This is a genomic window from Hoeflea sp. YIM 152468, assembly GCF_029210485.1.
Taxonomy (GTDB): Bacteria; Pseudomonadota; Alphaproteobacteria; order Rhizobiales; family Rhizobiaceae; genus Hoeflea.
This window is the reverse complement of sequence record NZ_JARGET010000025.1, coordinates 1-26,576: the sequence shown is the minus strand read 5'-3', so window position 1 is coordinate 26,576 and position 26,576 is coordinate 1. Positions and strand designations below refer to the sequence as shown.

The following is a 26,576-nucleotide window of genomic DNA, read 5'->3' as shown; positions in this document are numbered from 1 at the left end:
ATGATCGTCTGCAGCTGCAACGTTATCTCGCGCACGGACATTGAGGAGGTCATCGTCGACTTCCTCAATGCCGACGAATGGCAGTTGATCACGCCGGGGAAGGTTTACCAGGCGATGAACGCCCGCGGCAAATGTTGCGGCTGTTTTCCGGGCGTGATCGATATCATCGTCGAAACAACTCAACGATACCATGCGCTTATGCAAAGTCCCGAGCCGAGGGTCGTGGATTTGCTCAACCGCATCGCCGACCAGCGGCTGCGTCTGGAAAACGCAAACAAGAGGAGTGCTGCCAAACGCCAATCGAACATGGTGGCCTGATGGTGTTATATGCAGGGCATTGATCACCGCAGGGACAAGGAAAATCATGAAAAAGAGCAAGAAAGTCATCGACTGCCTCAACCAGGCGCTTTTCCTCGAGCTGGGCGCTGTCAACCAGTACTGGCTGCATTACCGGTTGCTGGAGGATTGGGGCTATACCAAACTGGCTGCCAAGGAGCGGGCGGAAAGCATTGAGGAAATGCAGCACGCCGACAAGCTCATCGAGCGCATCATCTTTCTCGACGGCTTCCCCAATCTCCAGACAGTGGCGCCACTCAGGATCGGTCAGAACATCAAGGAAGTGCTGGAAGCCGATCTTGCCGGTGAGCAGGAAGCCTGGAGCGCCTACACCAAATCCCGCGACGTTTGCGAGGAAGAGGGTGATTATGTCAGCAAGAACCTGTTCGAGGCGCTGATCGCTGACGAGGAAGGGCACATAGATTTTCTTGAAACCCAACTCCAGCTTCTCGGCAGTCTGGGCGAACAGAAATATGGTCAGTTGAACGCATCACCGGCCGATGCGGACTGAACACGCAAGAGACAGTAATGGTTGCTGCAAACTTGAAGGCGGAGTCAGGCGTGATCCCGCACCGCGATTTTTGTACGCCCGCTGGTGTTAAACCGGTGCGGCGTCGTATGACGGATTACTTTTCATTACCTATCCCTGGGCGAGGCGGGGGTGCCGGTTTGCGCTGCATGCTGATGGCGGGCTCTCTCGTGATGTCACAGGGTGCGGCGCTGGCCGGTGATGCCGCTGGATTGCCAACCAGCCGCGACGATCTCAGCGCAAAAGACCGCAAACGGGTCGAACGCGTTGTTAAACCCGCTTCACGGTTTGATGCGCCGGAACAGTTCGAGCGGATGCAGGGCGGTGCCGGCACGTCGACCAAGCTGATCAACCGCGATTCCCTGTCTCATTTCAACACCAACCTGACCTTCAAGGAGGAGGAAACCTTCAAGCTCGGCAATGCGCTGTTTCGCAAACTCTGGGTTTCCTCTCCCGCCTCGACGCTGGCGTCGGACGGACTCGGCCCGCTGTTTAATGCCCGTGCCTGCCAAAGCTGCCACATCAAGGATGGCCGCGGGCACCCGCCGGAAGGCGCCGCCGACGCCACCTCGATGTTCCTGCGGCTTGCCCGCCCGGCCAGAACCAAGGAAGAGCGTCAGGCGCTCGAGGATTTCCTCGTCGCCACGCTGCCGGACCCGGTCTATGGCGGGCAATTGCAGGATCTGGCGGTGCCCGGCCTCAAGGCTGAGGGCCGGATGGTGATCGCGTATCAGGAGCAGCCGGTCGAGCTGGGCGATGGCTCGGTTGTGTCCTTGCGCAAACCGGCCTACAGCGTCGCCGATCTGGGGTTCGGGCCGCTGGACCCGGAAACCACGCTGTCGCCGCGAATGACGCCGCCGATGACGGGCATGGGCCTGATCGAGGCCATTCACCCCGCCGATATTCTTGCCCACGCTGACCCGGACGATCAGGATGGCGATGGAGTGTCCGGTCGTGTTGCAATGGCGATCGACCCGGCCACCGGGAAACCTGCCATTGGCCGTTTCGGCTGGAAAGCCCAGACTGCGAGCGTGCGCCAGCAAACCGCAAGCGCGTTTTCGGGCGACATCGGCATTTCCACGCCGGATGCCCCGGCGGGGCATGGCGACTGCACACCCAGCCAGGTCGCGTGCATGAACCTGCCCATCGGTGCTCAGGCAAACCTTGGCGAGACCGAGGCGCCCGACCCCGTCCTGGACCTGGTGACCTTCTATTCGCAGAATCTGGCCGTTCCCGCGCGCCGCGCCGTCGATGATGCCGCGGTGCTGGCCGGCAAGCAGATCTTCTATTCTCTGGGCTGTGCCACCTGCCATGTGCCGAAATTCGTCACCTCGCGCCGGGCCGAGACCCCGGCGCACCGGTTTCAACTGATCTGGCCCTATTCGGACTTTCTGTTGCACGACATGGGTGACGGGCTGGCCGACGGCCAGCAGGTGGGGCGTGCCAGCGGTCAGGAATGGCGCACGCCGCCGCTCTGGGGCATCGGCCTGACCGAAACCGTCAACGAGCACAGCTTCTTCCTGCATGACGGGCGGGCGCGCAATCTGAGCGAAGCCATCCTCTGGCACGGTGGCGAGGCACAGCGCGCCCGCGATGGCTTTGCCGGGCTGGCAAAGGCCGACCGCGACAATCTGGTGCAATTCCTGGAAAGTCTATGATGAAGCGTCTGCTGCTCTCCGTTGTGATGCTGATGGCCGGTTCGGGCGCCGCTGGGGCGGATGTGACCAGCCCGCGTCCGCCGATCGAACCCGTGCTTGAGCGAATGCTGGTGACCTATATCCGCCCCGGATATGCCGGGTTCAACCTGTCCGTATCCGGGTTAAGCACCGCGACCAGGGCTTTGTGCGAGACTCCATCCGGCGACAGGCTGGGTGCGGCACGTGCAGCCTTTCGCGCCGCCGCCGACAGTTGGGCGCGGATCGAATGGTTGCGGCTTGGGCCGGTGATGTCGCACAATCGGCTCGAGCGTGTGCTGTTTTTCCCCGATCGCAAGGGCACCGGCCGCAAACAGGTGCAATCGGCCATCGCGCAAAAGGACGCGAGCGTCACGGACGCCGGTTCCCTGGCGGGTCAAAGCGTCGCCATGCAGGGGCTAGGGGCCATCGAGTTCCTTCTGTTCGGCAGCGGCAGCGATGCGCTTGCGCACTCGAAGGCAAGTCACCGCTGCGCTTTTGCCCATGCCGCGGCTGACAATCTCGTCAATCTGTCCAACGAGATCATCACCGGCTGGGGGCCAGACAGCACTGCAGTGCCGGTTTTCCTCAAACCCGGCGCGGATAATCCGCTCTACAGAACCGACACGGAAGCGCTGAATGTGCTTCTGGGGCAGATGATCCACGGCCTGGAAGCGATCCGCGACACCCGCATCGGTGCCTTTCTCGACACTGAAAATCCGGATCACGATCGTCCGAAATCGGCATTGTTCTGGCGTTCGGAGATGACCCTGCCGACCATCCGCGCCGGCCTGTCCGGTCTGGAGGCGCTGTTCAATGCCAGCGGCATCGAGGTGGTGGCTGAGGACCAGGCCCCGAAGCTTGCCGCAATGATCCGTTTCGAGTTCAGCCAGGCAATCCGCACTGCCGACAGTCTCGATGCGCCGGTCGCCGAGCTGCTGGCCGATCCGCAAACCCGGGAAAAGCTGGCCTATCTCGCCTATGCCATCAAGATCATTATCGCACGTCTTGATCAGGAATTCGCGCAGGCGGGAGGCCTGGCGGTCGGCTTTTCATTCGGAGACGGCGATTGAAACCGCTTCTGATCGAACGCCGGACATTTCTGGCCGGTGCCGGTGTCGCCTGGCTTGGCAGTCTGGCACCGGCCGCCGCTGAAAGGCTGGCCGGGTCGGATATCCTGTTTGCCGCAGCCTATCGGGATGCCCAAGACGGCTATGGAATGGCCATCCTCGATGACAAGGCGGAGATCGTCTCGGCGCATGCATTGCCGAGCCGGGGCCACGGCTTTGCCACCCATCCGGACGCTGACTGGCTGGTAGCTTTCGCCCGTCGTCCCGGCAATTTTGCGGTTGCGTTGCCCCGTCAACGGACAGGCCAGCCGGTCGTGTTCCACACACCTCCGGATCGGCACTTTTACGGCCACGGCGCCTTTTCGGCCGATGGCCGGATTCTCTGTGCCGCAGAGAATGCGTTCGAGACCGGCGATGGTGTGATCGGGCTCTATGATGCCACTGACGGGTTCAGCCGTCTCGGCGAGTTCGCCTCCCACGGCGTAGGGCCGCACGAAATTATCCTGATGCCGGATGGCAAGACGCTGTGCGTCGCCAATGGCGGCATTCGAACCCATCCCGATCAGGGCCGTCAGAAGCTTAACCTGCCCACCATGGCACCATCGATTGCGTTCATCGAGATGGCCACGGGAACATTGCTCGCGTCGCATGCCTTGCCAGCCAACCTGCACCGGCTGTCATTGCGGCACATGGCGGTCGACGGCAGAGGTCAGGTCTGGATAGGCGGGCAATATGAGGGAGACGTGATGGATGAGATCCCTGTGCTGGCGAAATTGAGTGCGGATCGTGGCCTGGTGCCGGTCGATCTGCCCGGCGATGGCGCCATCGCCCTGGGCAAATATGCCGGCTCTGTCGCCATCAGCAGGGATGGCGCGACCCTTGCGGTTGCATCGCCAAAGAGAGGGGCCGTGGTTCTCCTCGACACCCTGACTGGCAAAGTCCGCAGTGTCGAGATGAAGCCTGGTACATGCGGCGTGCAGGCATGTGGCGATGGATTTGTCAGCTCCAGCGAAACCGGCCGCTTCGGCTCCCGCCATCACAATGTTGCCTGGGACAATCACATCGCGGCTTTGCTGGTCGCGCCTTCGTGAGTGCCGGTGCAGCGGTCATTTTACCGCTTCTTCGGTGGTGGCATATCGCTGCTCCATGTCCTTGATGTCGGCCATGCCGACCATGCGCTGGCGCTCGGCGAAACTTGCCACCAGACCATCATTTTCGGTCAGTGCACCCTGAGTGCGCAGATGCGTCAGCGCATCATGCATGCCCTTGATCGCACCCTGAAGCGAGGCGTTGGCATATAGCACGAGACCGACACCCAACTCCCGGAAGTCCGAAAGGCCGACGCTCGGGGTCTGACCGCCGATCACCATATTGACGAGTTGCGGCACCGGCAGCGTTTCCACGACCCGCCGTATTTCGTCAATCTGGCGCGGCGCCTCCACAAAGGTGATGTCGGCACCGGCCTCGATAAAGAGCTCGGCCCGCCGCATCGCCTCGTCGAGACCATGGGTGGCATAGGCGTCGGTCCGTGCAATCACCAGGAAATCGCCGGACTTGCGCGCTTCGACCGCCGCCCGGATCTTCTCCGCCATCTCCGCGCCGGGGATGACTCCCTTGCCTTCGAAATGGCCGCACCGCTTGGGAAATACCTGATCCTCGATCTGGATTGCATTGGCGCCGGCGCGTTCGAAACTGCGGACCGTGTGCCAGACATTGATGGCGTTGCCGAAGCCGGTATCGCCGTCGACGATAAGCGGCAGCTCGGTGATATTGCGAATGACGCCGATTGTGTCGCTCATCTGGGTCGGGCTGATCAACCCGACATCCGGCAAGCCGAGGTGCGCGTTGGTGACGCCGGCGCCAGTTATATAAAGCGCCTCGAAGCCGACATCCTCAGCCACGCGTGCGGCCAGAGCATTCATCACTCCAGGCACCAGCAGCGCCCGGCGTGCCTCAACCATTTCTCGCAATCGCCTGCCTGCGGATTGTTCCATGTTCGTCTCATCCTTCTGTCTGGGTTTTTCGCACAATAGCAGAGGCGCGCCTTGCGTCAACTGTTGACAGTTTCCAGATTACATGCACAGATACGACAATGGACCAGGGTCTGGCCAGGCAGCAGAACCGACATCAGGGGGTGCCCATTGACACGCAAGTTTAGCAAGCATCTAACCGGGGCAACCCTCGTCGTGCCCGGCACCGGCGTGATCGAGGCGGACCTTGTCATCGATGGCGAAAAGATCGCCGGGCTCGTCGAGCGCGGGGCCGCTGTCGAGGCTGACGAACGCATCGACCTGACTGGCCTGACTGTCTTCCCCGGCGGGGTCGACGTTCATCTGCACCTGGGTCACGGCAATGACATATCGCGCCCGCGGGTCCCGTCGGACGCGGCCAGCGAGACCGCTGCAGCGCTGCTGGGCGGCGTCACCAGCTTCATTCCCTATGTCATGAGCGGTGATCCGTACGAAAGCTTTTTCACCGACATGAAAGCGGTGACCGAAGCCGGCGCGCGGATCGACTTTAGCTATCATTTTATCATCGCGAGCGAAGCGCAGCTCGCCTCGCTGCCGCACTACGTCAATGATCTCGGTGTGCCCACGGCAAAGCTGTTCATGAACATCCGTGGCGATGAAGGCAAGCGACTGGGCCTGCCGGGTATCGATGACGGCTTCATGTTCCGGCTGCTCGAAGCGCTGGGGCCACTGGGCGGAATGATGTGCCCGCACCCGGAAAACATCGAGATCGGCTGGGCGCTGAGCGCAAGAATGCGGGAGATCGACCCGGAGGGGCACGGCGGCCTGAGCACCTGGAATGCCGCACGACCATCCTTCATCGAGGCAGAGGCGATACGGAGAGCGACCTATTTCGGCAAGGTCACCGGCACACCGGTCTACTGCGTCCACACCTCGTCAGCCGAGGCCCTGCAGGCCGCACTGGCCATGCGGCGCGACGGGTGTCCGGTGTTCATCGAGACCTGCAGCCATTATCTGGTTCACGACGTCGATTCCGATATCGGGATGGCTGGAAAGATCAACCCGCCCTTGCGTGAAAGCGCCGACCGGGAAGCGCTCTGGAAAGCTGTCGCTGACGGTCACGTGGATACGATCGGGACCGATCATGTGCACCGGACCATGGCATCGAAGCAGGGCGGGATCTGGAGCGCATCGCCGGGCTGCCCCGGGCTCGATACCTTCCTGCCCCTGCTGGTCAGCGAAGGCCACCACAAGCGCGGCATCCCGCTTGAACGCATTGCCGCGCTTACGTCGGCCAATCCGGCCCGGATCATGGGTCTGGGCGAGCGCAAGGGCGGCATCGCGGTCGGTCTTGATGCCGATCTGGCGATCGTGGACCTGAACGAGGATTATGTCGTGGGGCCGGAAACGCGGGCCACCGACGCAGGCTACTCACTCTACGACGGGATGACCCTGCGCGGCCGGGTTGTCCACGCGCTGACACGCGGGCGGTTTGCCTTGCGTGACCATCGCCTGCTGGACGAAGCCGTTGGCACCGGCAGGTTTCTGCGGCGCAGACTGCCGCCGCATCCAATCAAAAACACTCACCAATGAAGGAGGATAAGATATGAACCTACTGCAGAAAGTAATTGCTGCGGGTGCGATCACTGCTTTCTCGGCGATCGGCGCCCAGGCTGCGGAATTCAACTGGAACCTCGCGAACGCCTATCCGGCAAGCGAATTCCAGAGCCAGGCGATGCAGATGTTCGCCGACAAGATGCGGGACGTTACCGCAGGCGAACTGGACATTACCACCCATCATGGCGGATCGCTGTTTGCCAACCCCGTGGTTCTGGAATCAACCCGTAACGGTCTGGTCGAGATCGGTTCGGAACTGATGACCAATCTCGGGCGCGAGAACCCCTTGTGGGAACTTGACGGCATCCCGTTCCTCGTTACCTCCTATGCTGATGCAAAAGTGCTGTGGGACGTGACCCGCGAGCCATTGACCGAAGAGCTGGCCAAGAGCGGTGTGCGCCTTCTTTATGCGGTGCCATGGCCGTCACAGGGCTTCTTTTTCGATCGCGAGATCACCTCGCTCGACGATGTGAAGGGGCTGTCGATGCGCGCCTACAATCCGTCGACGACGCGTCTGGCCGAGCTGATGGGCGCCGTGCCGACAACGGTGCAGATCACCGAGATGCAGCAGGCCTTCGCGACGGGCCTGATCTCCAGCTTCAACACCGCCCCAACGTCCGGGGTCGTGTACAAGGCCTGGGAATACACCGACTACTATTACAAGACCGATGCCTGGCTGCCCAAAATGATGGTGTTCGTGCGCGAGGATGTCTACCAGACGCTTCCGGCTGACATGCAGCAAAAGATGCAGGACGTGGCGAAAGAGGTCGAGGCCTGGGGCTGGGCGCAGAGCGAAGCCAAGGTGACCGAGGCTGAAAAGGTGCTTGCCGATAACGGAATGAGCATTGTTGTGCCAAGCGCCACGCTTGCCGAGGAACTGAAGGAAGTCGGCGAGGCGATGGTAACAGACTGGCTGGCAAAGGCGGGCGATGCAGGCAGCGCCGCCATCACCGAGTTCCGCGAAAAGGCCGCCGCCAACTGAGTATCGCCGACACGGCTTAATGGCTAGACTATCCGTCCACGGTGTCCGCCCGTGGACGGACCTTCCAATCCGGCAAAACGGAGAAGCATTCTAGATGCACGTACGGAACCCTCAACTTGCGCACCTCATGCACCGGATCCTGGTCTGGGTCGCGCGCATCTCGATGGTGCTGGCCTGTCTTTCGCTGGCGTTGCTGGTCCTACTGTTCATTGCAGTGATCGGATTGCGCTTCTTCGGAATATCGGTGCCCTCGGCCGATGACATTGCCGGCATCCTGCTTGGCGGCACCTTCGCACTGGGCTTTGCCGCCGCCGTACCGGGCGACCAGCACATCTCGGTCGATTTTTTCATCAACAGAATGAAGCCGTCGGCCACCGCCCTGCTGAAGGTTGTGGCTTACGTCGTGACCATCGCAATCATTGGCTATCTGCTGCTGGGATTCTCACGGATCTGGTATGCGGCTTACCAATCGGGCATCACCATGCTGGGGACATTGCCGATACCGCGTGCGCTGCCGATGGGCATCGTCATGGCCGGGCTTGCGATGCTTGAACTGGCGCTGGTGCTGCGTTTTCTCGAGCGCATGTTCGGGACCGGCTTTGCGCTGGATGAGCGCGACCTACCATCCGGAGCGCACTGACATGGATCGTGACCTTATCGCCATCTTCTTCGTCGTCGGGCTGTTTCTCCTGCTGCTCCTGGGCATACCGATCGCCGCCACCATTCTGCTGCTGACGGCAATCGGGATCTTGCTTGTCGCCAATGCCGACCCCGCCACGGCCATGGCCACAGCCTATTTCGGCCAGATGACCAATTGGGGCCTGACCGCCCTTCCACTGTTTGTGCTGATGGGTGAAATGCTCTCCCGGTCGGGCACGGCGCAGAAACTGTTTGACGCCTTCGCAGTGCTGGTCGGGCGCATGCCGGGTGGTCTTATCCAGGTCAACATTTTCGCCAGCACGCTGTTTTCAGCCTTGAGCGGCTCTTCAACCGCAACAGTGGCGACAATCGGCCAGCTCAGCCTGCCGCAACTCAAGGCACGGGACTATCCTGAAAAACTGGTGCTGGGATCGATTGCAGGCGCCGGCACACTGGGCATTCTGATCCCTCCTTCGGTCGCGCTGATCCTTTACGGATTCACCTTCAACGTGTCGATCGGCGACCTGTTTCTGGCAGGCATCCTCCCGGGCATGATGATCGCGACAATGTTTTGCGGCTATGTCGCGTTTCGACATCGTGGAACCAGGCAAGCGGCAGGTGCGGCTGTCCATGTCCGCGGCTCCAGACGCCGCGCCGTCCTTTCGCTGTTGCCGCTCCTTGTGCTGATTGTTCTCGTTTTCGGCGCGATCTATGGCGGCTATGCCACACCGACCGAAGCTGCCGTCATCGGTGTTGCCGGCGCCCTTGTCCTGGCGCTCCTGGACAACAGGCTCAACGCTGCGCTGATCATCGATTCGCTGAAGGCGACGGTTCTGTTCTGCGCTGCAATCGGGCTGATCCTTGGCGCGTCCGCTGCACTTCAGGTTGCGATGGCCTATACCGGAATCCCGCGAACCGTGGTGTCCTGGATTCAGGAAGTGGAGCTCGGCTATTACGGCTTGCTGCTTGTCATCGCGCTCATCCTTGTCATTCTCGGCTGCTTTATGGACGGTCTGTCGATGATCGTGCTGACCGGATCGGTGCTTCTGCCTGTCGCGCAAAGCGCGGGTTTCGACCTGCTCTGGTTCGGCGTGTTCATGGTGGTCCTGGTCGAGATCGGGCTGATCACGCCGCCGATCGGCTTCAACCTCTTTGTCTTGCAGCGAATTTCGGGACGTCAGCTTCCCTTTCTCGCATCGGCCGCTTTCCCCTTCCTCGTGCTGATGCTGATCGGACTGGTGATCCTGACCGTCTTCCCCTCCATCGTCACCCTCCTGCCAAAACTATTATGAGGAAGCCATGAGCTCGAACAATCCTGACCCGGTCAGGCTCGCACGTACCTATCTGGATACAATGGAAGCCAGGGATCTGGACACGGCCCGCAGCCTGCTGGCACCAGATTTCACGGCCATATTCCCTGGCCCCCGCATCTTCAACAAACTCGAGGATCTGGTCGCATCAGGGGCCGCGCGGTACCGGTTCGTGCGCAAGACCTATGCCCGGACCTACCAGACCACCGAGGGCCGGGACGGCATTGATGTCGTCATCTTCTCGGGCACGCTCCGGGGCGAATGGGCGGATGGCACGGCGTTTGACGGCATCCGCTTCACCGACCAGTTCCGCATTCGCGACGGGGTGATCACGGAACAGCAGGTGTGGAACGATATGGGGGAAGCGCTGCTTGCCCGCAGCACTGGCTGATCCGGAGATTTGAAGCCGGGATTGCGGCTGAAACGGGGAGTGCGGCGGGAGAACCCGCCGCAACTCAGTCAGTCAGCCTTGCCGGCGGCAAGCCGCGATAGCGCGGCGATGGTTTCGTCCGTGCTCATCACATCGGCATATTTGGCGCCCATGTCGAACAGATTGACGGCATGAGACACCCTGCTGCGATCGTAGACAGCATCATGCGGCACGTTGATGCGCCAGTTATAGGCAAAGCCGTCAACCACACTGCTGCGCACGCAGCCCGACGTGCTGCATCCGGTCATCACCAGCGTATCGACTCCCAGATCAATCAGGTAGCTTGCCAGCGGCGTGCCAAAAAACGCGCTCGGGTGCTTCTTGGGCAGCAGGATATCCTTGTCTTGCGGCGCTAGCTCGGCAACGAATTCATACCCGCTTCGCTTCACCGTCATAAGTGCCGGCACCTTGTCGGCAAGCCGTCCTGCGTCGAACCCCTCTTTGGGCGCAACATGCGGGTACAGGACCGGCCAATCATTGGCGCGAAAGGTTTCCAGCAGCTTCTGAATGTTTGCGACGGCATCCCAGCCGACCTGGCCGCAGGAGGTCGGAAACTCCTTGATCGCTTCCGAGAACGGCAGTGGCTTCGTGCCAACCGTACGGTATTGGACATCGATGATGATCAAGGCGGGGCGCTTCCCGAGACCGGTCGGCTTGCCGAAACCCGCTGCAGCGTAGGCGCGCTGCTCTTCTTCCGAGACGATTCCATCCCATGGCTTCATGTTTGACTCCTGTTTGTTTCCTTCTCGCTGCGTTCCATTTGGCTGACCGCAGCGGTAATCGCATTGCGAATATGCCGTCGCATCGCGGCTTCTGCGTCATCGGGATTGCGGCTGGCAATCGCCTTGACGATTTCTCGGTGCTCTTCAAGCGCCTTTTGTGCCCGGCCCGGCTTGCTGCTCATGCGGTAGCGGTAGAGCTTGAGCTTGAAGTACAGCTCTTCCAGAAGCATCAGTTCCAGTTGCTCGTTGCGGGCCGATCGCACGATCCGGAAATGGAAGTCGTCGTCCTGGCCGGCCTGATAGTAGCCCGAGTCCGATGCGACATCCTGGTTGCCGCCATGCTGCTCGAGCAGCATATGGAGTTCCCTGATTTCCGGATCCGTGATGTGTTCGGCTGCAAGCCGCGCCGCCATCCCTTCAAGCGCTTCCCGCACGGCAAACAGTTCGACAAGCTTTTCGGTCGACAGATCAATGACGCTCACACCCAGGCGCGGCGTGCGAACAACCAGCTTTCCTTCCAGCCGTCCGAGCGCCTCGCGGATCGGGCCACGGCTTATGCCGAAACGTCGGGCGAGTTCGGCTTCGGACAACCGCTCTCCCGGCGCAAACTCGCCCGAGACGATTGCCTGGGTCAGCTTGTGGAATGCTTCTTTTGCGATCGAGGAGACCGCGATTGGTTCAAGAAAGCTCATACCAACTCCTGCTTGGGGAAAAGCCGTTAAATGCCTGCAGCTTCCCATAGCGCATATTTCCAGGCCGCGCTCTGTCGTTGGACAATCTGGTCGTAGATTGTCTCTGTGCGCTTGCGCTGAAACAGCTCGATCAGATGGTCGGGATAAGACGGGCTGCCTCCGGTCGAGACATGAATGCGGTCCGCAAAGCGTATCCGTCGGGCCAGTGCATCGCGCCAATCACCCTTGGCTGTGCCGTCCTCCACTTGCCCGGTCAGGTCTTCCAGGCCGGCTGCGGACTTGCGGATATTGTTCGGCAGGATTTCCACCTCGGGAAGGTCATTCCAATTTACGATGTAGCCCATTCTGATCTCCAAAGACTGCACGGCGTGGCACGGTCAGCGCGCGTTGAAAACGCGGCCGGAAAACACGGCCGACAAGCCCGGCCTGCCAGCCACAAGCAGGCGCCGGCCAATCGTGCCGGAAGCATGGCGCCAAGGCCTTGTTGAAGGTGCGATCGCGTCCGCCCGATAGTCCGCACGCGATCCTCATCGACACATCGAAGGGCGGCACGATCAGCCCGGTCATCAAGGCGAGGACCGCGACGCGGATAGGACCCGGATCGACGCCGAAGACCTGCGCTTGGGCCAAAGACAGTGGGACCACGACCAGCATCGCGGATACCGATTCCAGCAAACAGCATGTTCTACCCCACCAAGGATGACGTCCTGGCAGCCTATCGGCATCACCTGTAATCTGTCAACAGTTTTCGATTGTCCGACGCCATTGTCAGCGACCGAGAGAAGTATCAAGGGATGCAAGCCGCGGCTTTGGGCAGGGATCAGAAGTCAGACGCTTGCGGCTCGGATAACGGCTGTGTGGCCCGGATCTCCCACCGATTGATCAGGCCCAGGACGCATCGATAGGTCCAGAAGATGGGGGTTGCTGCGAGTGCGAGGATTGAGATGGAAAGCGTGAGCGCACCGGTCAAAGCGGGTGTGGGTGTGCGGCCAGTCGTTGAGTTTGCCAGTCATGCTCTCGATTTTTGACGGCGTTTGAAAAGCGACTTGCCGAACGGAATCGCGGATTTGCGATTGGATTCGGGCGGAATGCCAGGCTCTCTGCCGCGTCTCGTGCGGGCCTGCCGGACGCATCGTATTCGGTGTCATTGAGGGGCTTTGCGGCCGGGATGGCGTCAACATCCATGCCATGCCCGTTCTCGATGCTTCGAGCCGGGTTGGATCCCGCCAGCGCAAGTCGTTGCGGATGACGAAGCTGGCGCCACCGAGGCCCCGCCGATCACCCGCCCGGCATCATCCGGTGCTTCCCGATGCAACAATGATGAACGGATCCGCGAAGATCGTCCGGCAGAAGTGCTTCGGGGACGCCTTGGAAGCAGACCGGGCGTAAAAAGCGACGGATCGCCATTGTGCCGACGGATGTGGCGCCGAAATTGGTCGAAGCTGGGTAGGGCCCACCATGGACCATCGCGTCGCTGACCTCGACCCCTGTCGGGAAATTGTTCGCCAGCACCCGGCCTGCCTTCCGCTCCAGGATCGGCATTAACCTGCGTGCCAGCTCCGTGTCGGCGTTGTCCAAATGCAATGTGATGGCCAGCTGGCCTTCAAGGTTTCTGGCGATCTCCAGCATCTCGTCGGGGTTGCTGGCTGTAACCAGGATCCCGGTCGGACCAAAAACCTCTTCGCTCAATGCGGGATTGGCGAGGAAATCCGTGCCCGAGACAACAAACAGGTTCGGTGCGGCGTTCTGCGCTTCGCTGTTGGAAGACATAACTTCGTGCACGCCCTTGGTTGTTTTGATCTGATCAACCCGCGCGTGATAGGCTTGCGCGATGCCGTGAGTCAGCATGATCTGTTGCGCAACGCCCGAGAGTGCCTGACGTGCGGCGTCGGCAACGGAGGTGGCGTGGTCCTGAAGCGCCACCGCGATACCGGGATTGGTGCAAAACTGGCCGACGCCCATTGTCAGCGACGCAGCCCAACCGCGCCCCAGCTCGTCGCCGCGATTTTTCGTGGCTTCGGGGAGCAGGAACATTGGATTGACAGCGCCCAGTTCGCCGAAGAACGGGATTGGTTCAGGGCGAGCGGCGCACAGATCGAACAGCGCCCGTCCGCCGGAAAGGCTTCCTGTGAAGCCCACGGCCTTGATCAGTGGATGCCGCACCAGAGTGGTGCCAATGTCACGTGATCCTCCATGAATGTAGCTGAAGACGCCAGGGTGGATGCCGCATCGCTTGGCGGCGGCGGCAATCGCATCGGCCACCAACTCGCCGGTGCCTGGATGGGCGTCATGGCCCTTGACGACAACCGGACAGCCAGCAGCCAGCGCAGAGGCCGTATCGCCACCTCCGACAGAGAAGGCCAGCGGGAAATTTGAGGCACCAAAGACGGCTATGGGTCCGATTGGACGCTGGATCAGGCGAAGATCAGGTCGGGGCAGGGGCTTGCGCTCCGGCAGGGCTTCGTCGTGACGACGATCGAGATAGTCGCCCTTTCGAATGTAGCTGGCGAAAAGACGCAACTGACCGTTCGTGCGCGCCCGCTCGCCTTCGAGCCGGGCGGTAGGCAGGCCGGATTCTTGCGAGCCTATTGCGGTGATCTCGGTGCCGCGCATGTCGATTTCTTCGGCAATCGCTTCGAGAAAGGTCGCGCGCTGCTGGCGAGAGCAATGGGCGTAGGGTTGAAAGGCTTGTTCGGCAGCCTGCGCGGCCCGGTCCACAAGTTCGGCCGATCCGGCGGAAAATTCATATGATGACCCAAGTGCCGGAGACGAGGTGAAGGTTCGCGGTCCGTCGCACCATTGGCCTGCGATAAGGTTGCCTTTGGGGGAAAAGCTCATGCTTTAATCCTTTCAAGATCGAGCGCTGCCACAAGGGCAGCCCTCCTGTTCTATTGCTGGCGCGGGGGCGTTAGCGACGGTGGTCACCGATCAGTTTTTCCATCATTGCCTCTTCTTCCTTGGTCAGGTCGGCCAAGGGCGGCCGGACCCTGCCAGCCGCAAAGCCTTGCAGGCGCACACCCGCCTTGATGGCCGAAACTGCGTAACCTTTCTGGCGGTTGCGAATTGACATGAAGGGATAGAAGAAATCTCTGAGAAGCCGGTCGCATGTCGCGCGGTCGCCGCCACGCAGTGCCATGTAGAATTCATTCGCCAGGCCCGGCACAAAATTGAACACTGCCGATGAGTAAGTGGTGAAGCCCGCGCCCAGATAAGCTTCGGCGAACAGTTCGGCAGTCGGCATGCCGCCCAGATACATCAGGCGGTCACCGGCGCGTGCGGTGATCTCACGAATGAGGCCGATATCTCCAGTGCCGTCCTTGAAGCCAATCAGGTTCGGGCATTCGTCACAAAGCCGCAAAAGCGTATCGGCCTGCAACACCGCATTGTCCCGATTGTAGACCATGACGCCAATACCGACCGATTGGCAGATCGCTTTGACATGAGCGAAAAGCCCAGCTTGCGGAGCGTCGATCAGGTAATGTGGCAAAAGCAAAAGGCCGTCAGCGCCGGCTTTCTCGGCCGATTTGGCGATTTCTATGGCAATGTCAGTGCCATAGCCGCAGCCCGAGACGATAGCAGTCTTGCCCGCTGCTTCCTTTGCAGCCGAGACAACGGTCGGAATTTCAGAGGGTTTGAGCGAGAAGAATTCGCCCGTACCGCCAGCGGCAAAAAGGACCGGAGCCTTGAAGCCCGTCAGCCATTCGATATGCGCCTTATAGCTGTCGGCTGCGAAGTTACCCTCGTCATCAAAATGTGTGACGGGAAAGGAAAGCAGCCCGGATCCAAGGGCAGTTTTGATTTGTTCGGGGGTCATGTTGCGGTTCCTGGTTTGGGTTGGGTGTTCCTGATGTAAAATTGTTTTCAACAAAAAGCAATATTAATAGTATGAATTGATATGATGAGTTTACGAGCCGCTTGGCATTCGTCATGAATCTTGTCATGAGATGTGAAAAGACAGGAGCTTGAAGTGACCGAAAATGCTTTGGGAAAGCCCAGCCGCGTTTCCGAATTGGCCGCAGTGCTGCGTGGCAAGATCCGGCGGGGCGAGTACCGACCAGGTGACAAGCTGCCGACCGAGGCGTTGCTCTCGTTGGAGTTCGGTGTCAGCCGGACAGTGCTTCGCGAAGCCGTGGCGGCACTGAGAGCCGATGGACTTCTGCTGTCTCGACAGGGGTCTGGTGTGTTCGTGCAGGAGCCACCGAACTCCAAATACCCGCCACTGCGCGATCTAGATCAGACGCGGCTGTCCTCGGTGTTGGAACTCCTGGAGCTGCGGCTTGCTATCGAGGGGGAGGCTGCAGCACTGGCTGCACTGCGGTGCAATCCCGAGCAGGAAGAAACCATGCTCTCTGCCCTCAGGCTGGTACGCACCGAAATCGAAAGCGGGCGTATGGCCGCAAAGGCGGACTTCGCGCTGCACATGGCCATTGCTGCCGCCTCTGGCAATCCACGCTTTGGCGAAATGCTGGCCATGTTCGGTCCCGATTCGATACCACGCACCATGATTGGTGCACAGATGACCCGCGATCCATCCTATCTGGCGACCCTGGATGCTGAACATACGGCGATCGTGCAGGCGATCCAAGATCACGACCCCGAGGCCGCCCGGCGTGCCATGCGCGAACATCTGGGCCACAGTCAACGGCGTTATCGTGCCTTGCAAATGACGTAAAGCACTGTGCGATAAACAGGGCAAATGGGGACTTTTGCTCATCGATGCCAGCGAGCACGCGACAATCCGGCGCTTGAGCATGACCTGGAGGCCAGCCGAATTGCGTTTGATGCTCTCCATCAGTCTTTGGTTTGCTTCTTCAACCTGTGGCCCCTGATAGCCACGATTGCCGCAGGTTTTCCCTATGAAAGAAAAGCCGTTGGCGATCGCGAAGCGGTGTGAAATCTGGCCGAAATGGACAGCCGCGACAGGCCGGGAAAATCCCGCCGCTGGCGCAAACCTGGACTGGGTCTGCACGAGATATCGGGACTGAACATCTGGACTGCAAAATACCTGGTTGCGGACGCAGCCGCTGCACAGGGTTCGAACATCCTCAACAGGTGGGTGCTGATGGCGACGAACATTGACGGCTGCCTCGGCTGCCTCGGTTGCCTCGCAACCAATGCCGCAATTGGTACGCAATCCGCCTATCCATCGAAGCAGGAATGCCGATATGCTTTTCCTCATTACCAAGAGATAGAAGGGGAGGAGTTTGATAGTTGTGCGCTCAGTAGATTGGGCATCGACGCATTGAAACACCCCGCTAAGCGATCCGAAGAATAAGCGATCGTTCCGAGTGATGATCGGGGACCAAGTCAAATCAATTGGAGGAGAATATCAAAATGAAATTTCTGCCCAGAAATACGCAAAGAATTGCTTCTGCCGCTGCGCTCGTTACAGCAACGACAGCCATGGCGTTTGCGACAATAGCGACGGCGCAAGAAGCTGATTTTCCATCAAAGCCGGTTGAACTTGTCTGTACGACATCGCCAGGTTCAGGAACATCGATCTGGTGCGAAATGCTGGCTGGTGAACTGGCCAAAGAAGGGTACCTCGGGGTTCCGATCAATGTCACCTACAAGAACGGTGGGTCAAACCTTGAGCCGACGGTCTATCTGGCTGAGCAGCCTGCTGACGGCTACACGATCATGCATATGAGCCGGAGCTTTACCAGCTATTTCAATTTGCCGCATTTCACAAAAACACCGGATGATTTCCACCTGTTGGCAAAGTTCGAGCAGACAGTGTACGGCGTCGCTGCGCGCTGCGATGATCCCGATCTCAAGAGCTGGGCGGATCTGGTCGCGTACAACAAGGCGAACCCGGACAAATTGACCATGGGGTCGAACAAGGTCGGTTCGACGCAGCACCTTCAGCACACCATGATCGGCCGTGATCCGGCCGGGGCAGAACTCGGATTCGTGCCGTACAAAGGCTCCGGCGATGTCGTCAAGGACGTGATTGGTGGGCATTTGCGCGTAGGCTTTGGACCAGCCGGTGTGTGGAATACCCATATCGAGGCGGGGACAATCTGCCCGATTCTAACCCTGAATGAGGAGCGACTGGACGATCCGCTCTGGGCCGATGTTCCATCAATCCGCGACGTTGGTATGGTATACAACGTGCCGCACCAGTGGCAGGGGTTCATGGTCAAAGCGGGCACGCCGCCTGAGGTGATGGATAAACTCGCCGCTGCGTTGGAAAAGGTGACCAAGTCCGATCATTACCGGAATGTCTACATGGTGCAAAACCCGCATGTTGTGCCTGCGTTCGATGCTGCAGATCGCGACAAGTTGATGGCTGACTTCAAAGATGCCGTTGCCGAGACCCGGCTCTTCCTGATCAAAGTCGGAATGATCGAGGGCTAATCAAACCAGCTTCCCGGGGGCGAGCCATATCTCGCCCCCGATCAGGCGTACCGCATGATCGGATTTGGACGACTTTCGACACGGTCGGCCCCAACGTGCACAACGAAACGCTGAAATTTGGAACTGCTCCAATGCTTTCACGACTCAGAACACTTGTACTTCCGCGGCGGCGCAGCTTCATGGTCTCGGTTTTCGCAATGCTGGTTGGCGCCGCCTACCTCTATTGGGAGGCTACCCAATTGCCTGCCTCCATCTTGAAAGGCTATCCCGGTGATGGCTTTTTCCCGCGTATCGCGCTTGCCGTAATTCTTGTCTGCGGAATCGCCACGCTGATCCGTGAAGCTGTTTCAAAGCAGCTTGTGACACCGCCCGCGCCGGAGCACACGGACATTGACGCGGCCGACGACGATAAGGATGCGCCGATCAACCTTGACGCGGTTGAAGCTTTCCTGATTGTTGCTTTGTCGTTGCTGTACATGCTCCTGCTTAAACCGCTGGGTCTGGAGATCGCGACGTCCCTCTTTATGTTCGTCCTGCTGTTTCCACGGCTGCCGATGCGCTGGCCAAAAGCGGCCTTGATCGCGGCGCTGGGTGCGGTCGCCACCACGCTGGTCGTTTACAGCGCGTTTGTCCTTGGCCTGAAGGTGGCGCTGCCGCTGAAGTTTCTCCCCCAATATTTAAGTGGGTACTGAACGAAGATGGAAAACATATTTGCTAATATCGGCCCGGTCCTCCTGGATATGGGCAGCCTGCCGGTGGTTCTCGCCATTGTCGCTGGCGTCACTCTGGGGGTCGTGCTCGGAGCACTTCCCGGCTTTGGCAGTTCCCAGTCTCTTGCTCTTCTGTTCCCCCTGACATTCACAATGCCTGCTGATGTAGCGATCATCTTTTTCCTCGCGGTCTATTCCGCAGCGGAATACGGCGGCTCGATTCCGGCGATATTGATACGTACTCCCGGAACGCCAGCGCAGGCTGTGACGGTTCTGGATGGTTATGCCATGGCGCAAAAAGGGTTTCCCAACCGCGCGTTGAAGATTTCACTCATCTCAGGCGTGCTTGGCGGGCTCACCAGCACCATCATTTTCATCCTCGTGGGCGGATGGATTGCCAGTGTCGCGCTGGAATTCGGGCCTGGCGAGATGTTTGCGCTTGGCATTTTCGGACTTTCGATCATCGGCAGCTTCTTCGGGCGGGACCCCACCCGAGGATTTCTGGCGGCGGGTCTGGGCCTGTTTCTCTCAACGATCGGGACTTCAGATTTCGGCGGTATGCGTTTTACCTTCAATCAGGGTTTTTTGGCCGATGGCATCCCGCTGGTGGTGGTGATCATCGCGTTTCTCGCTGGTCCCGAAGCGCTCCGCCTGCTCATCAATCACCGCAAGACGATCGAAGAGCCAAAGACCGTTCTGCAAATCAGCACGCAAAAAGCAGATGATCGTTTCCTCAAGTCCGATATTCGCAGACTGATACCCACCTGGATCAGAGGAAGTCTGATCGGAACTGCCATCGGTGCGCTCCCCGGCGCGGGTGCTTCGATAGGCTCGCTAATCGCCTATGGAGAGGAAAAGCGGTGGTCACGACGGTCCAAAAGCGAATTTGGTACGGGCATCGCCGAGGGCATTGCCGCTCCCGAGACAGCCAACAACGCGGTTGTCGCCGGCACGCTCGTTCCGTCTTTGGCGCTCGGTATTCCGGGTTCGGGCTCCGCAGCCATCCTGTTGAGCGTGCTGATCAGCAAAGGGGTCGTTCCCGGACCTCTGCTCTTCGAAGCCGAACCAAGACTGATCACTTCGATCTTCATCGGCCTGATCTTTATCAACCTCTGGCTGCTGCTTCTGGGCCTGATATACACGCGTGGTTTCGCCCATATCTCGAAAGTGTCGCGGCGTATTCTGGGCCCTTGCGTCTTCATCGTCATCTTGCTGGGCACCTATGCTTACGCAAATTACACGGCGCATGTGATGATGGTCATCGTGCTCAGTCTGGCGGCGTACTGGATGGTAAAGATCGATATTCCCGTGGTTCCCGTCGTTCTCGCCTTCGTGATGGGGCCGATCGTCGAGTCGAACCTTGCCCGTGCGATGACGATCCATTCGGGCGATTTCAGTGTGGTGCTGACGCGGCCTATTACTCTCATTATTCTGGGATTGGCGCTGGCGACGTTTGTGTACAGTGCCATAAGCAGCATGCGGAGCAGCGTAGCCAGCACTAACGAAATGAAAGAATAAAAAGAGAACGAACGTCAGCGCTGCCTGGCCAAAAGAACGGGGCACCCCGGCATCGCTTGGAAAAAACCTCGCCGGGCCAACCGCCGAGGGGCAGGGGCAAAAGCCACCTCTAAACTTGCCGCCCGAATGATGCTGACCGCTGGCGTGAAACCGACCTGGCCTCAAGAGCTTTGGGATGTCAGATCCGCATGCGGAACACGTGTAGGCAAATGGGATGGAATCAACGAAAGAGGCAACCATGGCCATAGAGATTCTCCTGGCGGGAAAGATTCCTGCCGACGATGCCGCCGCGCTCAAAGCCCACTTCAAGGTGCACACCTTGGCTGATGCCAAGGACGCTGTCGCGTTTCTCGCCGAAATTGGGTCCAGGATCCGGGGCCTCGTGGTCACCGGATTTCGCGGTTACGACAAGGCGCTGCTGAATGCGTTGCCGAATGTCCAGATTGTTTCGGTCTGGGGGGCGGGTGTCAGTGAACTCGATCTTGAGGCGGCAAGAAACAGGGGTATTGCCGTGGCTGTCACACCGGACGATTCCAAGGTCGCTGTCGCCGAGTTGGGTCTTGGCCTGATGCTGGCATCCGCTCGCTGGATTCCCGACAGTGACCAGCATGTCCGGTCGGGCAAATGGGAAGCCGAAGGCTATCCTCGCATGGGGATCGGTCTGGCCGGCCGGACATGCGGCATCGTAGCGATGGGCACAATAGGACGCTATGTCGCCGAAAGGGCAAAGGCGTTTGGCATGCACATCTCCTATTTTGGCCCGAGAGAAAAGAAAAATGTACCTTATCTCTACCAGCCGGATCTGCTCGAACTGGCGCGTAGCAGCGAGTTTCTTGTCCTGTGCTGTCCCAACACGCCCGAAACTCGAGGTCTGATCAACGCTGATGTCCTTGAAGCGCTCGGTGCAGATGGAACGCTTGTGAACATAGCGCGCGGACCGGTGGTGGACGAAGATGCGCTTGTCCTGGCGCTGCAGGAAGGCACGATCCGGTCTGCGGCACTTGATGTCTACGCCGAGGAACCACACGTGCCCGAAGCAATCCGCTTATCTAAGCGAACTGTTTTGGTGGCTCATATCGGCACCCAGATTCACGATGTACGGGAAAAGCGAAAGCAGTTTTTCATCCAGAACCTTGAAGATTTCTTCAATGGCCGGCCCTTGCCGGATGCAGCGCGCATCCTGCCCTAACGAGGCTCTCTCCTTGCTGGACGAGATAATGTCGTTTCGGCTATCCGGGTGATGTTATTGGGCGGGAATGAGCCCGGCTGCTTCGGCCCGCAGGCTGGCAAGCGCCACCATGAGTTCGAGTGTCGGCGTCTCGACTCCGGCCATCTCCGCCAACCGCAGAATGATGGCGTAAACCGACTCGATCTCCATCATTCTTCCCTGCTCCAGATCCTGCAGGATGCTCGGTTTGTGGGCGAGTGCGTGCATATGGGCCATGACCTTGTCGACATCACGCGACGGCGCCCGTCCGAGCGCTTCGGCAACTTGGATGGTTTCATTCAACAGGACACGCATGGTTGTCGAACAGGGTGGTTTTGCTGCAATCCGGTCGACAGTGCACTGCGTCAGGATGGCCATGAGACCCGATGCAACATTGCTTTGCAGCTTAGACCAGATCACGTCGCGAATTGTCTCGGTTACTGTGGTAGACAGGCCGCCACTGGACAAAATATCGGCAATCGCAATCGTGCGTGCCGACATATTGCCATCCGGCTCGCCAATGGTCAGACGGCTGTTGGCCTGTGCAAGTCGAACCACACCGGGTGATACGACCTCGCTCGGGGCATGGACGACGCAGCCAATGGCACGCTCGGGTCCAACCGCGTCCCATACGGTTCCGTTCGGGTCGATCGTGGGAAGACGGGTGCCATCCATTACGCCGCCATGGTTGTAAAAATACCACCACGGGATTCCGTTCATCGCAAAAACAACTGCCGTATCCGATTTGAGCAAAGGTCCAATTGTCTGCGCGACTGAGGCCAAGGAAGCGGCTTTGACTGCCACAATCACCACGTCTTGAGGACCCAGTTCGACGGGATTTTCCGAAACCGAGACCGATGCAGTCAGCGTGCCGTCCGGAGCCTGTACGGTGATCCCCGAATCCCGGATCGCTTCAAGCTGCGCTCCGCGCGCGACGACGGACGTCGTGGCGCCGCCCAAGTGACACCGAGCCGCGACGTGGCTTCCAACAGCGCCGGCCCCAAATATACAAATTTTCATCGTTGAGGCCCCACCATAGCAATTTCTACCTGTTGCAGCAGATGCAAATAGTGCCTACCCGCGACCTAGGAATGGCATCTGCGAAGACATAACCATTACCGATGGTATGTTGGCAGACAGATCCATGCTGGCCATCATCAGGATTGTGGCTCCAACATTTGCTGCATCCATCGTCGGCTCGGGCATCATCGTACCGTTCGGCTGCAACACTCCACCGGCCATCCGTGCCGTCATCGGAGTTGCGGCGTTGCCTATATCGATTTGTGATCCAACAATATTGTATTCGCGTCCATCAAGCGAGATGCATTTCGTCAGACCAGTTATGGCGTGTTTGGTCGTGGTGTAAGGCGCAGACCCAGGTCGTGGGGTATGCGCCGAGAGGGAGCCGTTGTTGATAATCCGCCCACCCTGAGGCGACTGATCCCGCATCACCCGGTAGGCTGCGTTGGCACAGAGAAACATTCCATTGAGGTTCACCTCCACCACGCGACGCCAAGTCTCGTAGGTAACATCACCGAAGTTCGTACTTGGGGCGCCGCCGCCGGCGTTGTTAAAGAGGGTGTTCAGACATCCGAATTTCGCCGTGACGGCTTGGAACAGCGCCTCTACCTCGTCCGGCTTCGTGACGTCTGTCGGGACCACAAGGGGTGTCCCCGCCTTGGCCATCGATGCGGTCTCTTCCAGCGCGTCGGCTCTGCGGCCGGCGAGGCCAACACACCATCCGGCATCCAGAAGCGCAAGCGCCGCCGCGCGCCCGACTCCGCTGCCTGCCCCAGTGATCACCGCAACACGTTTGTCCATCGATTTCTCCCTTACAGCGTATCCGCGCACTTTTCCGCATGGCACGTTTGCGCCAGCCGGTTTTTCAACCTGTTTATGCCTGGCAACATAGATGTACGGCTCCTGCAACGGAACTCTTGTAGGTGACCCAATCGGTGAAATGGTTCTGCTTTGAAATTTCTTCCAGCCAGTTATCGACCTATCCTAGGCGGACGTTGAGCCTTGGTGATCTCCGCGCTGCGTCGTGCAGTTCGCGGACAAAGGCACACCTAAACGGCTGGCACCGCAGAGCTTGCGACACCAGTCAGGACAACAGCCGGGATGAGTTATTGGGAGTTGATAATTTGATCATGAGCACACGCAGTTTAGTTCGAGGGATGCTCAACCCACAGCATTGGCAGACGGTCAGCGCCGCAGGCGCGCCACGTTTCGGATGCCTGCACCTTTCCCATAGCGAGTTTGCACCATGACCAACCCGCGCAAGTCCTTCAAGACGGCTCTGCACACCTGGACGATTCATACCACACCGCTTGATATCTGTCTGGATGCTACTGCGAAGGCGGGTTTTGATGCTATCGAGATAAGGCGCAGCGACATCGTCGATTGTTATGACCGGGGCATGAACAAAGACGAAGTCATTGCCATGATGCAGAACAGCGGCGTTCTCATCGGCGTTCTGGGTACCGAATATGGTTGGTTCTTTACACCACCTGAGGAACAGAAAAGACTTTTTGGCGTCCTGCATGAAACCTGTGAAATCGCAAAGGCCGTTGGCTGCGACATGATCATGAGCGCACCAGGCCAGGTGACGGGGACTGTCGAGGACGCGATAGCGGCGACGCGAATTGCCGGTGCCATCGTCGCCGAATATGGACTTAAACTTGCTCTGGAATTCAATTCCCAACATCCAGTAGTGAACCGGACCGCCGTCCTGCGTCAGATCATCGAAGGCGCGGGCCACGCCAATTGCGGTATGCTACTGGACGCCTATCACCTGCACAGAAGCGAAGGCGTTTCCGTAGGTCTGGATGGAGTCAGCCGAGAGGAACTGTTTGCTTTTCAGTACAGCGATGCGCCCCAGCACCCGACGCCAGGCGTTCGCCGCCCGATCGATCGGCTTGTTCCGGGAACGGGTGTAATCGACTGGTGCACTCTCTTCGATCGCTTGAGCGAAATCGGATACGACGGTTACCTCAGCTACGAAGCCCCCAACCCCACCCTTTGGGAACGTTCGCCCTACGACGTTTGCGCCGAAGCGGTCGAGATCACCCGCGCCCTGCTGTTGTCTGCAGTGTGCGATGATAAGAGTTAATCGAAGAAAGGACAAAGAACATGGCTAGTATCTCTCTCAAGGATGCTTCTATCGTTGTTGATGCCGTAATTGCGAAGGGACGCGAGAACTCCTTCGAGCCGCTGACGGTTGCGGTTCTGGACGCCGGTGGTCATTTGGTGGCCGTTAAACGGGAGGATGGCAGCGGCATTTTGCGAGTCGAATTGGCAACAGGAAAGGCATATGGCGCTTTGGGGTTCGGATTGGGTTCACGCGAACTTGCAAAGCGTTCTCAGAAAGTGCCAGGTTTCATGAGTGCGGCTTCGGACGCATCAGGAGGACGGTGCGTGCCCGCACCGGGCGGTGTCCTGATCAAGAATTCCGCTGGGCACATCATAGGCGCGGTTGGGATTTCCGGTGATACCGGCGAAAACGACGAAGTCTGTGCGATTGCCGGAATTGAAGCGGCCGGCCTGACACCTGACGGCGGCTGACGCGCGCCGTAGCCACAAACAGGCTGTGTGCACGAGATCTGGGACAAACCGCAGCGAAAGGATGCAACCGTCTGACGACAAGGCTGATGCGGCGGGGGAATTGAAAAGCCCACCACTGATCTCTGCAAGCTGCACGAACTAACCCGCCGGGAGGTTCGAAAAAAGCCTGCCGCCGCGCATCGGCGTCAGGCTCCTTCGAATTGCCGCACGCTTTGTCAGTTGCGCGTATGTGGCTTTGATTTACTCACCTGCTTCCCTAAACTCACTCGATGCCAGTTCGCAGGTCATTTCACCACTGTCACGGGCCTGCACCAAGCAGGGCTTTTGCCAGGAGGCCGATCGCGCTGGCACTGATCATGATCAGAACGAACAATCGAAACATGCGTTCGTCAATCCTGTCACGCACCCAATTGCCGAACCACATGCCCGCCAGTGCCGGAACGACGCCTATTCCTGACTGGATGAACAGCGCCCCATCGACGATACCCCAGTAGAGCATAAACACGGTCGTGGGGATGGTGATTGATAAATAGCATAGGCTTATCGTAGCAACGAACTGGTCCTTTGGAAGCCGCAGCGACATGAGGTAGGGGATAAGTATCGGTCCGGCCAGTGACGACATGCCCGCACATATTCCTGCCATTGCCGCTGCCGGTATGCCGATGGGCAAATGCAGAGGCGGCGCAAGGGCGAAGTCCGGTCTGTGCACCAGAAAAACCGCGGAAGCAAAAGTCAGCCCTGCCATTATCAAGAACAGGGCCGCCGGTGGCGTCACGCGGAGCAATCCAACCCCAACAATTGCAGACAGGAACAGAATCGTGACGATAGGCCAAAGGGGGAGCAGAGCATGTGGTGTCTGTGAGCGTGGTCGGGATTGGATAATGTTGATCGCCATGCTGGGAATCTGAACAAGAGCAATGGCAGTTGGCGCGTCGGTCGTCAGCGCGAGCAAAGGTACTGCGATCTGCGGGAGCCCCGAACCGGATATCCCTTTTACAAGTCCGCCAAGAGCGCAGCCGGAAAGCATTAGCCAGAAAACAGCCGGGTCGACAATCATGCTGGCATGGTTCCGGCCGGGACCGGCCTTTCGGTTGCGTCAGGGTGGGAGAGTGGGGTCAGCTTCCTGCCCATTGTCCTGATTCGGTCGTCCTCGATTCCCACCGCCGCTGTGGCTCGGATTGTCCCGAAGTTTCCGTCGACAGGTTCTCCGACTTTGGTTGTGACCTGAGACCCGAGTTCCCTCCAAT

27 protein-coding genes are annotated in these 26,576 nt (G+C 59.3%); 18 read left to right on the top strand and 9 right to left on the bottom strand.

Annotated features, from left to right (window positions below; translation table 11 throughout):
* From PZ897_RS12920 to PZ897_RS12900, 5 genes are all read left to right on the top strand, one after another.
* The gene (locus PZ897_RS12920; RefSeq protein ID WP_275752736.1) at positions 1–318 is read left to right on the top strand and encodes a (2Fe-2S)-binding protein; all 318 of its coding nucleotides are present in this window, start codon (positions 1–3) and stop codon (positions 316–318) included.
* Positions 319–364: 46 nt separating this feature from the next.
* Complete coding sequence (gene bfr / locus PZ897_RS12915) at positions 365–847, top strand: bacterioferritin (protein ID WP_275752734.1); 483 nt, start codon at positions 365–367, stop codon at positions 845–847.
* A gap of 173 nt (positions 848–1,020) precedes the next feature.
* On the top strand, positions 1,021–2,523 hold the full coding sequence (locus PZ897_RS12910) for a di-heme oxidoredictase family protein (protein ID WP_343217459.1): 1,503 nt from the start codon (positions 1,021–1,023) through the stop codon (positions 2,521–2,523).
* On the top strand, positions 2,520–3,611 hold the full coding sequence (locus PZ897_RS12905) for an imelysin family protein (RefSeq protein WP_275752733.1): 1,092 nt from the start codon (positions 2,520–2,522) through the stop codon (positions 3,609–3,611). The genes PZ897_RS12910 and PZ897_RS12905 overlap by 4 nt, the downstream gene beginning before the upstream one ends.
* Positions 3,608–4,699 carry a DUF1513 domain-containing protein gene (locus PZ897_RS12900; protein WP_275752731.1) on the top strand — a complete coding sequence of 364 codons (1,092 nt, stop codon included), beginning with the start codon at positions 3,608–3,610 and terminating at the stop codon, positions 4,697–4,699. Before PZ897_RS12905 ends, PZ897_RS12900 begins: the two co-directional genes overlap by 4 nt.
* Before the next feature lie 15 nt (positions 4,700–4,714).
* Here PZ897_RS12900 and PZ897_RS12895 read toward each other — a convergent pair whose 3' ends face one another.
* Positions 4,715–5,602 carry an isocitrate lyase/PEP mutase family protein gene (locus tag PZ897_RS12895; protein WP_275752729.1) on the bottom strand — a complete coding sequence of 296 codons (888 nt, stop codon included), beginning with the start codon at positions 5,600–5,602 and terminating at the stop codon, positions 4,715–4,717.
* A 147-nt stretch (positions 5,603–5,749) separates the two neighbouring features.
* On the opposite strand from PZ897_RS12895, the gene PZ897_RS12890 reads away from it, so the two are divergent.
* The 5 genes from PZ897_RS12890 (at position 5,750) to PZ897_RS12870 (ending at position 10,517) form a co-directional block, all read left to right on the top strand.
* Positions 5,750–7,171 carry a dihydroorotase family protein gene (locus PZ897_RS12890; RefSeq protein ID WP_275752728.1) on the top strand — a complete coding sequence of 474 codons (1,422 nt, stop codon included), beginning with the start codon at positions 5,750–5,752 and terminating at the stop codon, positions 7,169–7,171.
* Positions 7,172–7,184: 13 nt separating this feature from the next.
* Positions 7,185–8,177: a TRAP transporter substrate-binding protein gene (locus tag PZ897_RS12885; RefSeq protein ID WP_275752726.1), complete on the top strand. Its 993-nt coding sequence runs from the start codon at positions 7,185–7,187 to the stop codon at positions 8,175–8,177.
* 94 nt (positions 8,178–8,271) lie between these two features.
* Positions 8,272–8,817 carry a TRAP transporter small permease gene (locus PZ897_RS12880; protein WP_275752725.1) on the top strand — a complete coding sequence of 182 codons (546 nt, stop codon included), beginning with the start codon at positions 8,272–8,274 and terminating at the stop codon, positions 8,815–8,817.
* 1 nt (position 8,818) lies between these two features.
* Positions 8,819–10,108 carry a TRAP transporter large permease subunit gene (locus PZ897_RS12875; protein WP_275752724.1) on the top strand — a complete coding sequence of 430 codons (1,290 nt, stop codon included), beginning with the start codon at positions 8,819–8,821 and terminating at the stop codon, positions 10,106–10,108.
* A gap of 7 nt (positions 10,109–10,115) precedes the next feature.
* The gene (locus tag PZ897_RS12870; RefSeq protein ID WP_275752723.1) at positions 10,116–10,517 is read left to right on the top strand and encodes a nuclear transport factor 2 family protein; all 402 of its coding nucleotides are present in this window, start codon (positions 10,116–10,118) and stop codon (positions 10,515–10,517) included.
* Between the two features lie 68 nt (positions 10,518–10,585).
* Here PZ897_RS12870 and PZ897_RS12865 read toward each other — a convergent pair whose 3' ends face one another.
* The 5 genes from PZ897_RS12865 to kdgD form a co-directional block, all read right to left on the bottom strand.
* Positions 10,586–11,278, bottom strand: a complete 693-nt coding sequence (locus PZ897_RS12865; RefSeq protein WP_275752722.1) for an isochorismatase family protein — start codon at positions 11,276–11,278, stop codon at positions 10,586–10,588.
* Positions 11,275–11,970, bottom strand: a complete 696-nt coding sequence (locus PZ897_RS12860; protein WP_275752720.1) for a GntR family transcriptional regulator — start codon at positions 11,968–11,970, stop codon at positions 11,275–11,277. Before PZ897_RS12860 ends, PZ897_RS12865 begins: the two co-directional genes overlap by 4 nt.
* A 26-nt stretch (positions 11,971–11,996) precedes the next feature.
* On the bottom strand, positions 11,997–12,314 hold the full coding sequence (locus PZ897_RS12855) for a hypothetical protein (RefSeq protein WP_275752718.1): 318 nt from the start codon (positions 12,312–12,314) through the stop codon (positions 11,997–11,999).
* Between the two features lie 934 nt (positions 12,315–13,248).
* Positions 13,249–14,808, bottom strand: a complete 1,560-nt coding sequence (locus PZ897_RS12850) for an aldehyde dehydrogenase (NADP(+)) (protein ID WP_275752717.1) — start codon at positions 14,806–14,808, stop codon at positions 13,249–13,251.
* Between the two features lie 70 nt (positions 14,809–14,878).
* Entirely contained in the window at positions 14,879–15,784 is a 906-nt protein-coding gene (gene kdgD / locus PZ897_RS12845) for a 5-dehydro-4-deoxyglucarate dehydratase (RefSeq protein ID WP_275752715.1), read from the bottom strand.
* A 153-nt stretch (positions 15,785–15,937) separates the two neighbouring features.
* Between kdgD and PZ897_RS12840 the strand changes: the two genes are divergently transcribed.
* The 6 genes from PZ897_RS12840 to PZ897_RS12815 all read left to right on the top strand — a co-directional run bounded on the left by PZ897_RS12840 (position 15,938) and on the right by PZ897_RS12815 (position 21,747).
* Positions 15,938–16,642, top strand: a complete 705-nt coding sequence (locus tag PZ897_RS12840) for a FadR/GntR family transcriptional regulator (RefSeq protein ID WP_275752714.1) — start codon at positions 15,938–15,940, stop codon at positions 16,640–16,642.
* Positions 16,643–16,876: 234 nt separating this feature from the next.
* A complete protein-coding gene (locus tag PZ897_RS12835; protein ID WP_275752712.1) occupies positions 16,877–17,245 on the top strand; it encodes a hypothetical protein in 369 nt (122 codons plus the stop codon).
* Positions 17,246–17,304: 59 nt separating this feature from the next.
* The gene (locus tag PZ897_RS12830; RefSeq protein ID WP_275752710.1) at positions 17,305–18,330 is read left to right on the top strand and encodes a tripartite tricarboxylate transporter substrate binding protein; all 1,026 of its coding nucleotides are present in this window, start codon (positions 17,305–17,307) and stop codon (positions 18,328–18,330) included.
* A 131-nt stretch (positions 18,331–18,461) separates the two neighbouring features.
* Positions 18,462–19,022 carry a tripartite tricarboxylate transporter TctB family protein gene (locus tag PZ897_RS12825; RefSeq protein WP_275752708.1) on the top strand — a complete coding sequence of 187 codons (561 nt, stop codon included), beginning with the start codon at positions 18,462–18,464 and terminating at the stop codon, positions 19,020–19,022.
* A gap of 6 nt (positions 19,023–19,028) precedes the next feature.
* Positions 19,029–20,558, top strand: coding sequence for a tripartite tricarboxylate transporter permease (locus tag PZ897_RS12820; protein ID WP_275752706.1), 1,530 nt, complete (start codon positions 19,029–19,031; stop codon positions 20,556–20,558).
* A 238-nt stretch (positions 20,559–20,796) separates the two neighbouring features.
* A complete protein-coding gene (locus tag PZ897_RS12815; RefSeq protein WP_275752705.1) occupies positions 20,797–21,747 on the top strand; it encodes a 2-hydroxyacid dehydrogenase in 951 nt (316 codons plus the stop codon).
* A gap of 54 nt (positions 21,748–21,801) precedes the next feature.
* Here PZ897_RS12815 and PZ897_RS12810 read toward each other — a convergent pair whose 3' ends face one another.
* Together PZ897_RS12810 and PZ897_RS12805 are read right to left on the bottom strand one after the other, a co-directional pair.
* The gene (locus PZ897_RS12810; protein ID WP_275752703.1) at positions 21,802–22,785 is read right to left on the bottom strand and encodes a 2-dehydropantoate 2-reductase; all 984 of its coding nucleotides are present in this window, start codon (positions 22,783–22,785) and stop codon (positions 21,802–21,804) included.
* Positions 22,786–22,839: 54 nt separating this feature from the next.
* Positions 22,840–23,586, bottom strand: coding sequence for an SDR family oxidoreductase (locus PZ897_RS12805; protein WP_275752702.1), 747 nt, complete (start codon positions 23,584–23,586; stop codon positions 22,840–22,842).
* Positions 23,587–24,031: 445 nt separating this feature from the next.
* On the opposite strand from PZ897_RS12805, the gene PZ897_RS12800 reads away from it, so the two are divergent.
* Entirely contained in the window at positions 24,032–24,877 is an 846-nt protein-coding gene (locus PZ897_RS12800) for a sugar phosphate isomerase/epimerase (protein WP_275752701.1), read from the top strand.
* 20 nt (positions 24,878–24,897) lie between these two features.
* Positions 24,898–25,329, top strand: coding sequence for a heme-binding protein (locus tag PZ897_RS12795; protein WP_275752700.1), 432 nt, complete (start codon positions 24,898–24,900; stop codon positions 25,327–25,329).
* A gap of 298 nt (positions 25,330–25,627) precedes the next feature.
* Here PZ897_RS12795 and PZ897_RS12790 read toward each other — a convergent pair whose 3' ends face one another.
* Positions 25,628–26,386: a sulfite exporter TauE/SafE family protein gene (locus tag PZ897_RS12790; protein WP_275752699.1), complete on the bottom strand. Its 759-nt coding sequence runs from the start codon at positions 26,384–26,386 to the stop codon at positions 25,628–25,630.
* Positions 26,387–26,576: the final 190 nt, after the last annotated feature.

What these genes read in the sequence shown, in the direction of transcription:
- bfr (WP_275752734.1), top strand. Translation starts at nt 365, where the DNA reads ATGAAAAAGAGCAAGAAAGTCATCGACTGCCTCAACCAGGCGCTTTTC.
- PZ897_RS12830 (WP_275752710.1), top strand. Translation starts at nt 17,305, where the DNA reads ATGAAATTTCTGCCCAGAAATACGCAAAGAATTGCTTCTGCCGCTGCG.
- PZ897_RS12800 (WP_275752701.1), top strand. Translation starts at nt 24,032, where the DNA reads ATGACCAACCCGCGCAAGTCCTTCAAGACGGCTCTGCACACCTGGACG.
- PZ897_RS12795 (WP_275752700.1), top strand. Translation starts at nt 24,898, where the DNA reads ATGGCTAGTATCTCTCTCAAGGATGCTTCTATCGTTGTTGATGCCGTA.
- PZ897_RS12835 (WP_275752712.1), top strand. Translation starts at nt 16,877, where the DNA reads ATGGACAGCCGCGACAGGCCGGGAAAATCCCGCCGCTGGCGCAAACCT.
- PZ897_RS12880 (WP_275752725.1), top strand. Translation starts at nt 8,272, where the DNA reads ATGCACGTACGGAACCCTCAACTTGCGCACCTCATGCACCGGATCCTG.
- PZ897_RS12790 (WP_275752699.1), bottom strand. Translation starts at nt 26,386, where the DNA reads ATGATTGTCGACCCGGCTGTTTTCTGGCTAATGCTTTCCGGCTGCGCT.
- PZ897_RS12905 (WP_275752733.1), top strand. Translation starts at nt 2,520, where the DNA reads ATGATGAAGCGTCTGCTGCTCTCCGTTGTGATGCTGATGGCCGGTTCG.
- kdgD (WP_275752715.1), bottom strand. Translation starts at nt 15,784, where the DNA reads ATGACCCCCGAACAAATCAAAACTGCCCTTGGATCCGGGCTGCTTTCC.
- PZ897_RS12805 (WP_275752702.1), bottom strand. Translation starts at nt 23,586, where the DNA reads ATGGACAAACGTGTTGCGGTGATCACTGGGGCAGGCAGCGGAGTCGGG.
- PZ897_RS12820 (WP_275752706.1), top strand. Translation starts at nt 19,029, where the DNA reads ATGGAAAACATATTTGCTAATATCGGCCCGGTCCTCCTGGATATGGGC.
- PZ897_RS12875 (WP_275752724.1), top strand. Translation starts at nt 8,819, where the DNA reads ATGGATCGTGACCTTATCGCCATCTTCTTCGTCGTCGGGCTGTTTCTC.
- PZ897_RS12825 (WP_275752708.1), top strand. Translation starts at nt 18,462, where the DNA reads ATGCTTTCACGACTCAGAACACTTGTACTTCCGCGGCGGCGCAGCTTC.
- PZ897_RS12810 (WP_275752703.1), bottom strand. Translation starts at nt 22,785, where the DNA reads ATGAAAATTTGTATATTTGGGGCCGGCGCTGTTGGAAGCCACGTCGCG.
- PZ897_RS12865 (WP_275752722.1), bottom strand. Translation starts at nt 11,278, where the DNA reads ATGAAGCCATGGGATGGAATCGTCTCGGAAGAAGAGCAGCGCGCCTAC.
- PZ897_RS12885 (WP_275752726.1), top strand. Translation starts at nt 7,185, where the DNA reads ATGAACCTACTGCAGAAAGTAATTGCTGCGGGTGCGATCACTGCTTTC.
- PZ897_RS12920 (WP_275752736.1), top strand. Translation starts at nt 1, where the DNA reads ATGATCGTCTGCAGCTGCAACGTTATCTCGCGCACGGACATTGAGGAG.
- PZ897_RS12870 (WP_275752723.1), top strand. Translation starts at nt 10,116, where the DNA reads ATGAGCTCGAACAATCCTGACCCGGTCAGGCTCGCACGTACCTATCTG.
- PZ897_RS12860 (WP_275752720.1), bottom strand. Translation starts at nt 11,970, where the DNA reads ATGAGCTTTCTTGAACCAATCGCGGTCTCCTCGATCGCAAAAGAAGCA.
- PZ897_RS12815 (WP_275752705.1), top strand. Translation starts at nt 20,797, where the DNA reads ATGGCCATAGAGATTCTCCTGGCGGGAAAGATTCCTGCCGACGATGCC.
- PZ897_RS12855 (WP_275752718.1), bottom strand. Translation starts at nt 12,314, where the DNA reads ATGGGCTACATCGTAAATTGGAATGACCTTCCCGAGGTGGAAATCCTG.
- PZ897_RS12895 (WP_275752729.1), bottom strand. Translation starts at nt 5,602, where the DNA reads ATGGAACAATCCGCAGGCAGGCGATTGCGAGAAATGGTTGAGGCACGC.
- PZ897_RS12850 (WP_275752717.1), bottom strand. Translation starts at nt 14,808, where the DNA reads ATGAGCTTTTCCCCCAAAGGCAACCTTATCGCAGGCCAATGGTGCGAC.
- PZ897_RS12910 (WP_343217459.1), top strand. Translation starts at nt 1,021, where the DNA reads ATGGCGGGCTCTCTCGTGATGTCACAGGGTGCGGCGCTGGCCGGTGAT.